General features: G+C 57.1%; 7 protein-coding genes and 2 pseudogenes. 7 read left to right on the top strand and 2 right to left on the bottom strand.

What is annotated here, in order from left to right:
- Positions 1 to 134 precede the first annotated feature (134 nt).
- Both ACESNB_RS16545 and ACESNB_RS16540 read right to left on the bottom strand, forming a co-directional pair.
- Positions 135 to 245, bottom strand: a pseudogene (locus ACESNB_RS16545) (IS6 family transposase); the annotation flags it as partial.
- Between the two features lie 125 nt (positions 246 to 370).
- Entirely contained in the window at positions 371 to 1,117 is a 747-nt protein-coding gene (locus tag ACESNB_RS16540) for a Bax inhibitor-1 family protein (protein ID WP_373009325.1), read from the bottom strand.
- A gap of 202 nt (positions 1,118 to 1,319) precedes the next feature.
- Between ACESNB_RS16540 and ACESNB_RS16535 the strand changes: the two genes are divergently transcribed.
- The 7 genes and pseudogenes from ACESNB_RS16535 (at position 1,320) to ACESNB_RS16505 (ending at position 11,203) form a co-directional block, all read left to right on the top strand.
- Entirely contained in the window at positions 1,320 to 2,234 is a 915-nt protein-coding gene (locus tag ACESNB_RS16535; RefSeq protein WP_373009323.1) for a hydrogen peroxide-inducible genes activator, read from the top strand.
- A gap of 460 nt (positions 2,235 to 2,694) precedes the next feature.
- Entirely contained in the window at positions 2,695 to 3,027 is a 333-nt protein-coding gene (locus ACESNB_RS16530; RefSeq protein WP_373009321.1) for a hypothetical protein, read from the top strand.
- A 68-nt stretch (positions 3,028 to 3,095) separates the two neighbouring features.
- Positions 3,096 to 4,379: a TolC family protein gene (locus ACESNB_RS16525; RefSeq protein ID WP_373009319.1), complete on the top strand. Its 1,284-nt coding sequence runs from the start codon at positions 3,096 to 3,098 to the stop codon at positions 4,377 to 4,379.
- Positions 4,376 to 5,641 (top strand): efflux RND transporter periplasmic adaptor subunit, encoded by a 1,266-nt coding sequence (locus ACESNB_RS16520; RefSeq protein ID WP_373009317.1) that lies wholly within the window; start codon positions 4,376 to 4,378, stop codon positions 5,639 to 5,641. The genes ACESNB_RS16525 and ACESNB_RS16520 overlap by 4 nt, the downstream gene beginning before the upstream one ends.
- Before the next feature lie 9 nt (positions 5,642 to 5,650).
- Complete coding sequence (locus ACESNB_RS16515; RefSeq protein ID WP_373009315.1) at positions 5,651 to 8,824, top strand: efflux RND transporter permease subunit; 3,174 nt, start codon at positions 5,651 to 5,653, stop codon at positions 8,822 to 8,824.
- Between the two features lie 299 nt (positions 8,825 to 9,123).
- Positions 9,124 to 10,313: pseudogene (locus tag ACESNB_RS16510) on the top strand (IS3 family transposase).
- Positions 10,314 to 10,777: 464 nt separating this feature from the next.
- The gene (locus ACESNB_RS16505) at positions 10,778 to 11,203 is read left to right on the top strand and encodes a fasciclin domain-containing protein (protein ID WP_373009313.1); all 426 of its coding nucleotides are present in this window, start codon (positions 10,778 to 10,780) and stop codon (positions 11,201 to 11,203) included.
- Positions 11,204 to 11,595: the final 392 nt, after the last annotated feature.

Here is an 11,595-nt window from a genome sequence, read left to right as displayed (position 1 = left end):
ATTGGAGAAAGCTACGCGGCTTTGACTATCTGGCCAAAGTCATCACAGGCGTCAAATTTAAAGACGGAATTGAAACCACACAAAACGACCAGATCGCTGCATGACCCACAAACCTCAAACACCAGATTTGACAATAACTCTATGCTTTCGTGGCAGACGTCGATGCCGCGCTCGTGGAGAATATCCTCCACGTTTCTCAATCACAGAGGAAATCTGACATACATCAGCACGCCCAACTGGATGATTTCAGGCGAGGTTTTGAAGTAGCGGAACGGGTTCTTGGCCCTTTCCTGAGGCTAAACTTCTGGATCGGTCGCCTCAAGCCCGGTTCCCCTGACAACGCCCGGTCATTGGCGCTCTGAAGCGCGAACTATTCGTCCGATTTTCCTGACATCAACGACAGGATGAACTGGAACAGGTTGACGAAGTTCAGGTACATGGAAAGCGCGCCCCAGTTGGTGGCGACAGACATGGCGCGCTGGTCGCCTTCGAGCGTATAGTATTCGTGCTTGAGCCGCTGGGTGTCGAAGGCGGTGAGCGCGGAGAAAATCAGCACGCCCAGCACCGAGACGATGAAACCCATCATCGACGATTGCAGGAACATGTTGACGACGGACGCAATGACCAGGCCGACCACGCCCATGATCAGGAACGTTCCGAAGCCCGACAGGTCGCGTTTGGTCGTCTGGCCCCAGAGGCTGAGGCCTCCGAAAGCCGCCGCCGTCACGAAAAAGGCCTTGCCGATGGTCGTGAAATCCACGCCGAGCCCCATGCGCGCGGAGACGACCCATGCGCCCAGGCTCGCGCCAATTAGGGAGGTGACGGTCCAGTAGACGAGGCCGGTGGCCAGCGGCGACGGTCGCTTCATCGCGAAGGACGAGACCAGGAGCAGGCCAATCGGGCCGAACATCACGACGAATTTGAGCGGCGTGCCGAACACAAGTTGGGTTAGCGCCGGAACCGATCCGACGGCGTAGGCGATAGCTGCGGAGACGACGAGGCCGAGGCCCATCTTGTTGTAGACGCCCAGCATGAAGCTGCGCAAGCCGGCGTCGACGGACATGTCCGGAACCGTCATCGTCCCGGTGCGGTTCATCACGGATCGAAATGTGTTCATGAGGCGGTTCCAGTTGAGGCTGATCGGAATTATGTCGTTAATATCGCGCCTTCACGCTCATCAATCCAAGACAAGTTTCCTTTGCATCAAATAGGAAGCCGCTATATGAAACGACCCGCGGATACGATAAGGACTATATTTATTTCCGATCAGTGCGTCAGAGACAAGGCGCTCTCCCGCCACACCCGAGACGAGCAAGCCGATGCGGCCAACCCTGAGACAGCTTCAGTATTTCGTGGCGGTGGCCGATGCGGGGCGCTTCATTGACGCCGCCGAGCGCCTCAATGTCTCCCAGCCCAGTCTATCCGCCCAGATCGCAAACATGGAAGCCGAGCTCGGTGTTGTCCTATTTGAGCGTGGCAGACATGGCGTCGCGTTGACGCCCCTGGGCGCCGACCTCGTCAGACGGGCGCGGCTGATCCTGAGGGACGCGGAGGATTTTCGGGCTGCTGCGAGACGGGCGGAGGGGCGGCTCGCCGGCAGGCTACAGCTCGGCGTCGTCCCGTCGGTCGGCCCCTATCTGCTGCCGGACGCAGCAAAGCGATTGCACGGGATGTTTCCTGACCTGCGCCTGGCCGTGAGAGAGGAGCGGACTATAGACCTCGGCATTCATCTCTCCGACGGTCGGCTCGACGCAGTCATATCAGCGTCAGCCGATCATCCCGGCATGCGTTCAATGGCGCTTTTCCGGGAGGACCTCTGGGTCAGCATGTCGCCAGACGATCCGCTCGCTCGGGAAACGGATCCAGTCAGGTTGAGGGATCTCGAAGGCAGGGAGCTCCTTAGCCTGGGACAGGGCCATGGCCTCAGCCAAATTACACAGGACCTCGCGCGCCTATCAGGCGCGCGTGTCAGTTTGGAGTATGAAGGCACGAGCCTCGACGCCATCCGGCAGATGGCGGTCATGGGAGCAGGGCTCGCCATCCTGCCCAGCCTCTATGTCGCCTCCGAGGCACGTTGGGACAAGGACCTCGTCGTCAGGCGCATCGATCATGATGGGGCTCATCGGGACATCGCGCTTGTATGGCGTCCGGCGTCTCCGCTCGGTGCGCAATTCCTCCAGCTCGGTGACGTTCTGAAGGATGTTGGGAACCGGGTGCTCGACGATCTTCACTGACCGAAATCTGGTCGATGAGTATTTCTACCGGTGTCATCGCAAAACTGATGAAAGCACCTTTGTGCTGCGATTGAAGGATTGTTCAACGCCTACACGAGGATCGAACAGTTTCGGCAGCTGTCGGCGCTGTATCCGTCATTCCCGGTCCGTTCTCTGGTTGACTGCATTTGGCGATTTTCGGTCGGTCCCCCTTGCTCTAGGGAACGTCTGCATTGGATGGCAATCCCGACGTCGGGCGGACACCGGTCGGATGTCACGCAAACGATCGTTTCTGCATCGGCTAATATCGGGCGCTCCTTGCTCCTGGCTCAGCCTGTCTGAAGAACTGTCCTAAGGGGGGATAAGTGCAGTGAGAGGGTGCCAGCGCCATGATCGCAACTGAACCTATCGCAGGCAGCCTCACTCGAACCGCGTCATATGGTCTGTTTACTCAGAACCGATCTCAAACTAGAAAGCCGATATGCGCCAATTGTGGATATCCCTGTTTTGCATCGTGTTTTCGATGTCGGGTTCGCTGATCCCGGCGTCCCATACGGTGGCACATGCTCAATTGGCTGATATCGGTGTGGCTGACGATCATCACACGCATGACGATAACCCCCGCGGCGGCGATCCTGCAGACTACCAAAGACACGCGGGTGACCACGGTGCCGAGTTACACTTCACGGCGCTTGAGGTTCCACGAATCGAAACGGAAGTGCCGCTTCCTGCCGGTGAACTGAGATCGGTTTATAGCGACTTCCAGTATCCGGCACCATTGCTTCCTCCTGATCCAGACCCAGATCGCGCCTGACCCTGAGGGTCACTGGCTTGCCTGATGGCATGCCAGATAATTGTTCATGGTCAGGAGTTATAGGTTTCATGTCATCGAAATTTCTCGGTCTCGCACTTGCGATGACCTTGTCTGTCGCACACGCGCAGGCACAATCCGATCTTTGTGAGTCAGCGCCAGACAACGGAGAAGTCGTCTCTCTTTCGCAAGCGACGCAACGAGCGACCATGGCTGATCTCCGTCCGGAGCTGGCGACTGCTGAAGTCCGGGCTGCAAGGACCGAGCGTGCGATCGCAGCGCTGCGGCCCGCCGATACGGTCTCTCTGGAAATCGAGGATTTCCCAGGTACGGGCATCGCGAGCAACATCGACAGCCTTCAGGTCACGGGCAGCTTTTCGCGGGTCTGGGAACGCGGCGGCAAGCGTGAAGCACGAGAAACGGTTGCCAATACCGCCGTAGATGTCGCCCAGACCCGCTTTGCTGCGGTTGAGTATGCTATCCGAGAAGAGGTCGAAATACTCTATGCCGAAGCGGCGCTCGCTGAGCGCAGAGTGGCGTTGGCCTGCGACCGGGTCGCCCTCTCCAGCGATCTCGAGACCGCCGTAAAGAAGCGCGTCGACGCTGCGCGTGATCCGTTGCTGGCTGGCGCCAGGGCCTCATCTGATCGCCTGCAAGCGGAAGCCGATGCCCGCCGCAACAGCGTCCAGGCGCGCAACCTACGCGCAGCTCTTGGTGCCTACTGGCAAGCTGAAGGTGATTTCCAAATAGACCCCAACTTCCTGAACGAACGTCTAGAACCGCGCGAAGTGGATTTTTCGGAACTCTACGCGCCAGAACTGGATCGCCTAGAAGCGCAGAGGGTGCGTTCGTCAGCTCAGATCGAGTTAGAGCGCAGCCAGGCTATCCCTGACGTGACCTGGAGTGTTGGCGTTCGTAAATTCGGCATCGAAGATGATCTGGCGGTAATCGGCGGCGCATCCATTCCACTCGGGTCCGCAAACCGCAGCAAAGTTTCCGTCACCAGAGCGCGAGCAGATCAGCGCCGGATCGACATCGAGCGCGGAGTTCTACGGCAGCAATTGCTCCGTAGCGCAGTCGGCTATCAGCGATCAGCGGCCAGCGCCCTTGATGGGATCGAAGAGATAGACACGATCCTTTTACCTTCTGCGACAGAGGCCGTAGACCTCGCACGTGATGGATATACTCGAGGGGCATTCTCGTACCTCGACATTATCGATGCCCAACGCGCCGTTGCGATTCTGCGCGAAGAGCGTCTCACACATCTCAGAACCTATATTTTAAACGAAGCCGCACTGGCCCGTCTGACTCCGCCTGTCGACCTGCCTGTCACTCAAACGGAGACCCCGGAATGAGAAACTTCATAAACCGACTTTGTGCGCCGGTGGCGGCAACATTCATCCTCTGCCTGCTTGGCGCATGCGGCAATGCATCAACTTCCACGACATCAGGTTCGGGACACGGAGCAGACGTGGAAACTGTAGAAGTAGATTATACGCGCGGACCAAATGGCGGACGCCTGCTTGAGAATGGACCATTCGCGCTCGAAATGACGATCTTCGAGACTGGAGTGGCCCCACAATACCGCATCTATCCCTACCAGGATGGCGCGCCAATTGATCCGGCGTCACTTGAGCTGACCGTCCGGCTGCATCGGCTTGGCGATATCGTCGATACGTTCAACTTCACACCTCGCCAAGATTATCTTATTGGCGATGGCGTGGTCACCGAACCTCACTCTTTTGAGGTCGAGACTGAAGCACGGTTTGACGGCAAAACCTATTCGTGGCGCTATGATTCCTTTGAGGGACGCACAGTCATACCCGATGATGTGGCGACTGAGGCAGGCGTTATGGTCGAAGCCGCTGGTCCCGCCATCGTCCAGGATGTCCTGACGCTCTCCGGCGAAGTCACGCTTGCCCCGTCGGCAACGTCCTCGGTTAGGGCGACCTATCCGGGACCGGTCCGGTCCGTCAGCGTGAATGTTGGTGACACCATACAGCGGGGTCAGCCGCTCGCCCGGATCGAATCCTCGAGCAGCTTACAGGAATACACAGTCACTGCGCCCAAATCGGGGACCATTCTCGAGCGCCATACAAACGCCGGAGATGTTGCCGGCAGCGATCCGCTATTTGTGATCGCCGACTTTGGCCAGATGGACGCTTATCTTCACATCTTTCCCCGCGATGCAGCTAGGGTTCGCACTGGCCAGACTGTTCGGCTCGGCGTAGCGGGCGGTGAGATGAGCGTTGAGACCACAATCTCGCGCTTCTTGCCTATGGCAGGCTCAAATTCGCAAACGCGTATTGCCGTTGCCAAGATCCCCGGTGATTCAGGCCTGCAGCCGGGCATGCGGCTGATGGCAGAGGTCGTAATCGCAGAAAACGAAGTGCCGTTGGGCGTGAAAGAAACCGGACTGCAGAGCTTCCGGGACTTCACGGTAGTCTATGCAAAAGTCGGCGAAACCTATGAGGTTCGTATGCTCGACCTCGGACGGCGCGATGGCAAAATAGTAGAAGTGCTGGGCGGGCTCAGTCCCGGCGAAGTTTACGTCACTGAGAATTCCTTCCTCATAAAAGCCGACATCGACAAGTCCGGCGCCAGCCATGATCATTAGGGGGCGGATATGCTCGAACGTATAATCGAATTCTCAATTCGTCAGCGCTGGCTTGTCATGGCCGTTGTCTTCGGACTGGCGGGCTTTGGCATCTGGAACTTTGACCGGTTGCCGATCGACGCCGTGCCGGACATCACGAATGTGCAGGTCCAAATCAATACTGAAGCGCCGGGATTCTCACCGCTCGAAACTGAGCAGCGCATCACCTTTCCAGTCGAAACTGCCATCTCCGGGCTTCCTGGCCTGGATTATACGCGTTCCGTCTCACGCTATGGTCTGAGCCAGGTCACTGTCGTTTTTGACGATGGCACCGATGTCTATCGCGCCCGCCAACTCGTCTCCGAGCGTATTCAATCCGTACAAGCGGTCCTGCCGCAAGGCATCACCCCACAACCAGGACCAATTTCGACCGGACTGGGCGAAATTTATATGTACATCCTTGCCGCCACGCCGGGAGCCATGAAGGAGAATGGAACGCCATGGACTCCGATGGACTTGCGGACGTTGAATGACTGGGTCGTCCTCCCTCAATTGCGCACTGTCGAGGGTGTGACAGAGGTCAACACGATTGGCGGGTTCAAGAAGGAAATCCACATCTTGCCCGATCCTGCCTCGATGGCGGGTTTCGCGATTTCCCTCGATGACATCATGTCCGCTGTAGAGCGCAACAATGCCAATACTGGCGCGGGTTATATCGAACGCAATGGCGAACAGAACCTGATCCGCGTGCCGGGCCAGGCGACAAGTCTCGATGACCTGCGTGCGATTGCGGTGAAAGATACGGGTATTGTCAGCGTCCGTCTCGGCGATGTTGCAGACATCCGCGAAGGCGAAGAATTGCGCACGGGCGCGGCAACGCAGAATGGTGAAGAAGTGGTGCTTGGCACTGCCTTCATGCTAATTGGTGAGAACAGTCGGACCGTCTCGATCGCTGTCGATGCCAAGGTCGATATCATCCGTCCCGGTCTCCCGGACGGCATCACGATCACAGCCGTCTACAACCGGAAAAACCTTGTCGACGCCACTATCAAGACGGTCGAAAAGAACCTCGCCGAAGGGGCGCTTCTCGTCATCGTGGTCCTGTTTCTTCTACTCGGAAACGTCCGTGCCGCTCTGTTGACCGCTGCTGTGATACCTCTTGCGATGCTGATGACGGTGACCGGCATGGTCGAGAACAAGGTGTCAGGCAATCTGATGAGTCTTGGCGCGCTCGACTTTGGCCTAATCGTCGATGGTGCCGTTATTATCGTTGAAAACTGTCTAAGACGGTTCGGCCAAGCGCAGCAGAGGCTCGGTCGGCTCCTGACTCAAGCGGAGCGGTTCTCACTTGCCGCCTCTGCTTCAAGTGAAGTGATCAAGCCGTCCATTTTCGGCGTTATCATCATTACGGTTGTCTACCTGCCGATCTTTGCCCTGACTGGTATTGAAGGAAAGATGTTCCACCCGATGGCGTTCACGGTGGTGATCGCATTGACCTCTGCTCTAATCCTATCGCTGACATTCGTTCCGGCGGCCGTCGCGCTGTTTGTGCGCGGTAAGGTGGCAGAAAGAGAGAGCTGGATCATGCGTGGTGCCAATTCCGCCTATCGTCCTGTGCTGCGCTTTGCGCTCCAGGCCCGGTACGCCATTGTAATCGCCGCTCTTGTGCTTGTCAGTTTTGCCGGATGGGGCGCAACGAAACTCGGATCGGAATTCGTCCCGAACCTGGATGAAGGCGACATTGCCCTGCATGCGCTGCGAATACCTGGCACGAGTCTGACCCAGGCTGTCGATATGCAGGAGATGCTGGAACGCCGCATCAAGCAGTTGCCGGAGGTCGAGCGTGTGTTTGCCAAGATCGGAACGCCTGAGATCGCAACCGACCCGGTGCCACCGAGCGTGGCTGACACATTCATAATACTCAAACCCCGCGAGGACTGGCCTGATCCCCGCAAGCCCAAGGCGGCGTTCGTGGCTGAGTTGCAGTCAGCCGTCGAAGAAATCCCCGGCAGCAAGTATGAGATCACACAGCCGATCGAGATGCGGTTCAATGAATTGATTTCGGGTGTGCGAGCGGATGTGGCCATAAAAATCTATGGTGACGATCTCGATACGTTGGCGGAACTCGCTGAAATTGTTGAGGGCATTGTCTCAAGCGTTCCCGGTTCTGCTGATGTCCAATATGAACAGGTGACCGGTTTGCCCATTCTGTCCATACATCCTGACCGGGATGCACTGGCGCGATACGGCCTCGACATCAGGGATGTTCAGCGCGTCGCAGGAATCGCCCTCGGCGGTGAAGTGGCAGGACGCTATTTCGAAGGTGATCGACGTTTTGATATTGTTGTTCGCTTCCCGGAATACCTACGTACGGATGTGTCGGCTATTGAACGCCTGCCACTTCCTTTGCCGGAAAGCCGTCGCAGCGGGAACGGCCCTATATTCGTGCCACTTTCCGAGGTTGCCCGCGTTGAAATTGCCCCCGGCCCCAATCAGATCAGTCGGGAGAACGGCAAGCGAAAATTGACCGTGACTGCCAATGTGCGCGACCGTGACCTTGGGTCCTTTATCACCGACCTACAGGCTCGGATGGCGAGGGATGCGGAATTGCCGCCCGGCTACTGGGTCGAATATGGTGGCACGTGGGAACAGCTACTGTCGGCTAGCCAGCGCCTGGCGATTGTAGTGCCGATTGCACTCCTGACCATATTCGGGCTTCTGCTCATGCTATTCGGCTCCTTAAGGGATGCGTGCATCGTGTTCACCGGCGTGCCACTGGCATTGACCGGCGGGGTGGCCGCGCTTGCCCTGCGTGATCTTCCGTTGTCGATATCGGCGGGTGTTGGCTTCATTGCTCTCTCCGGGATCGCGGTGCTCAATGGCGTCGTGATGCTGAGCTTCATTCGGCAGAGACGCGAGGCAGGGGAATCGCTCGATGCGGCGATCTTCGATGGTGCCCTGCAACGTCTGCGACCGGTGCTCATGACGGCGCTCGTCGCGAGCCTTGGGTTTGTGCCAATGGCGCTGAATATCGGTCTCGGTAGCGAAGTTCAGCGCCCACTTGCGACCGTCGTGATTGGTGGCATCGTCTCGGCGACCTTGCTGACGCTTTTAGTCCTGCCAGCGCTCTACCGTATCATTCATGCGGGAGAGCGACGGATCGCACCGCCGCCTGACGCACCGATACCAGTTCCGGCGGAATAGTTTGATGGGTGCTGTCAGACTAATGCGAACCCGTCTCCATTATTCGCGGACGAGCAGGTGTTAGGCGATGAGAAGATCGCGCCACTCGCGAAGGGCGGCGTCACGCAATATTTTGAACCGAGCCCTCCTATTGATATTTCTCGGGTGATTGAAGTGATTGTGTACTGACGAATGGATTGAGACGAATTTCTGCAAACTTCGCATGCGCCGGAAAGGAGGCATCGCCCGCTCTCTGAGCTGGTCCCAGAAAACTGAACAGTGAGCCAAGGTATATCCCGAACGAGTAAGGGATAACCAGCATGGGACGAAAGAGACGCAAGTTCACCGACAATTTCAAGGCACAGGTAGCGCTTGAGGCATTGCGGGGAGATCGCACGATCCAGGGTGAAGCGGAATAGAAAACGATCAAGGATCGTTTTCCCGCGAAACGCGGCGAGGCATAATATGCTGCCGACACAGGTGAGCGCCTGGAAGAAGCAGGCTGTCGAAGGGATGGCTGACGTGTTTGCCAAGGGCGGCGGCAATGACGACCGAGAGGCCGAGGTCAAAGAGCTTCATGCCAAGATCGGGAGGCTGGCGGTCGAGAATGATTTTTTAGCCAAAGGGCTCAAGCTATGAGCCCCGGCAAACGCAGAGACATGATCAAGCCTTATCACCCGAAGCTGAGCCTCAGCGCACAATGCCGCGTGCTGAATATCAGCCGGTCAACGCTCTACTACCGGCCGCTGCCGGCGAGCGAAGAGACATTGGCGTTGATGAAATCGATCGACAAGCTGTTCACAAAGTATCCGTTCTTCGGCAGTCGCCAGATCGCGGTCAGCCTGGCGCGGGATGGCATAAGGGCTGGGCGTCATCGCGTGCGCCGCCTGATGCGACTGATGGGCCTGGAAGCCGTATACAAGCGGCCAAAGACCAGCCAGCCGCACCCGGCTCATCCAATCTTCCCATACTTGCTGAAGGGGATGGAGATCACGCGTCCTAATCAGATTTGGTGTTCCGACATCACCATCATCCCGATCAGCCGAGGGTATCTCTACCTCGTTGCCATCATGGACTGGGCCACCAGAAAAGTCCTGTCGTGGCGCATCTCGAATACGATGCACGCAGACTTCTGTGTCGATGCGCTGAAAGAGGCCATCGAGAAATATGGCCCGCCCGAGATCACGAATACGGATCAGGGAAGCCAGTTCACCGGGTCAGACTGGATCACCACGCTAACCGACGCCCGGGTGCGCGTCAGCATGGATGGACGCGGGCGCTACCTGGACAATATGTTGGCTTCGCCTGCCTTCGGCTTATCGAACGGCTCTGGCGGTCCCTCAAATACGAAGCGGTCTACTTGCAGGACATTGCTGACGGCTTCGCTGCTCAGCGCGTCGTCGACGACTGGATCAACTTCTACAACCAGGAGCGGCCTCACGCCGCCCTTGGCAAGGCGACACCGAACGAGGCATATGGAGCGACAAACGAACTCAAGAAAGCGGCCTGATCAATAACCCGGATATACCTTAGCAAGGCCGGAAAACTGTGCAGGAAAACATGACCAGCTCACACGTCAGCTTTGGAACGTGGTGATGACAAAAGCAGACAGTCAGCTAACTAAAGCCGGTGAGCGCGCGCCAGTCCTCTGGTGCGCTGGATGTCACATGCCGCTGTTTGCAGACTCACGCAAAGCTATCCCAAACAAACCGCGCGATGTGCAACCTACTCATTGTTTCAAATTCGCGGTATATTTCTCAAAAAGCGAACTATTGCGGTAAAATAAAATGAAAAATTCCGTTCCGGAGCGGTTGTTTTTATCCAAAGGAATTCCAGTTCTATGATTACGGGTAGAAAAATTTAAAAGTTTTACCCCCCTTTCTAAGCGTCAGCTTGGAAAGTAATTTTCTTTTGAGGTTGAGAGTGTCGGCAGCTTGCCGAACGGATCGCCTTTTTTTGTGATTGGAATAATTAATGTCGAATACACTCCAAGACATCGTCGATACCGCAGTAGCTGCCGGGACGTTCACCACGCTGGTCGCCGCAGTCACCGCTGCCGATCTTGGCGCGACGCTCAAGGGCGAAGGTCCGTTTACTGTTTTTGCGCCAAATGACGCTGCATTCGCCAAACTGCCCGCCGGTACGGTCGACGACCTTGTCAAGCCGGAAAACAAGGATAAGCTGACCGCGATCCTCACTTACCATGTGATGGCTGGCAAAGTGATGGCCGCCGATATCGCCGGCAAGAAGCTGGAGCCAGCCACAGTCAATGGTGAAGCTCTTCACGTTGATGCGACGTCGGGCGTGAAGGTCAACGACGCCGCTGTCGTCACTGCCGACATCGAATGCACCAACGGCGTCATTCACGTCATCGACGCAGTGCTCATGCCCAAGGGCTGATCATTTCAAGAAACCCATTGATGCCCGGTGCTTGCGCCGGGCATTGATGTTTGTGACTTCGCGATTTTAGACGCTCTTCGGTCGATTTTGCGACCCATCGACTCTACGCTACTGACAGCAACGCTCTTCCTCATCCTTGCCCCCTCCACGCGTTGTTGCGCGTGTTCAAACAAGCACGATCAACGCCCGAAGGCGGGGCTTAGGCTCTGAGGGTCGAAGCACGTCGTGCCAAAACGGTTTAGTTTACGGGGTTTCGGTGTTTGTCAAACATGTTGTCCGCCGATTTCATGCGGCGTCTCTGATTTCAGGGACGCTGATTTCGGTTTCTGGGTTGAGCCAGACGGGTCCTGCTGGTTGCCAGTTGCGGGTTTTGCCTGACCAGCGTTCCGGGT

Origin of the sequence: Hyphomonas sp. (assembly GCF_041689225.1) — a bacterium.
Classification (GTDB): domain Bacteria; phylum Pseudomonadota; class Alphaproteobacteria; order Caulobacterales; family Hyphomonadaceae; genus Hyphomonas.
The sequence above is the reverse complement of the archived record's forward strand: the minus strand, read 5'-3'. Positions and strand labels throughout refer to the sequence as shown.

What these genes read in the sequence shown, in the direction of transcription:
- ACESNB_RS16540 (WP_373009325.1), bottom strand. Translation starts at nt 1,117, where the DNA reads ATGAACACATTTCGATCCGTGATGAACCGCACCGGGACGATGACGGTT.
- ACESNB_RS16535 (WP_373009323.1), top strand. Translation starts at nt 1,320, where the DNA reads ATGCGGCCAACCCTGAGACAGCTTCAGTATTTCGTGGCGGTGGCCGAT.
- ACESNB_RS16530 (WP_373009321.1), top strand. Translation starts at nt 2,695, where the DNA reads ATGCGCCAATTGTGGATATCCCTGTTTTGCATCGTGTTTTCGATGTCG.
- ACESNB_RS16525 (WP_373009319.1), top strand. Translation starts at nt 3,096, where the DNA reads ATGTCATCGAAATTTCTCGGTCTCGCACTTGCGATGACCTTGTCTGTC.
- ACESNB_RS16520 (WP_373009317.1), top strand. Translation starts at nt 4,376, where the DNA reads ATGAGAAACTTCATAAACCGACTTTGTGCGCCGGTGGCGGCAACATTC.
- ACESNB_RS16515 (WP_373009315.1), top strand. Translation starts at nt 5,651, where the DNA reads ATGCTCGAACGTATAATCGAATTCTCAATTCGTCAGCGCTGGCTTGTC.
- ACESNB_RS16505 (WP_373009313.1), top strand. Translation starts at nt 10,778, where the DNA reads ATGTCGAATACACTCCAAGACATCGTCGATACCGCAGTAGCTGCCGGG.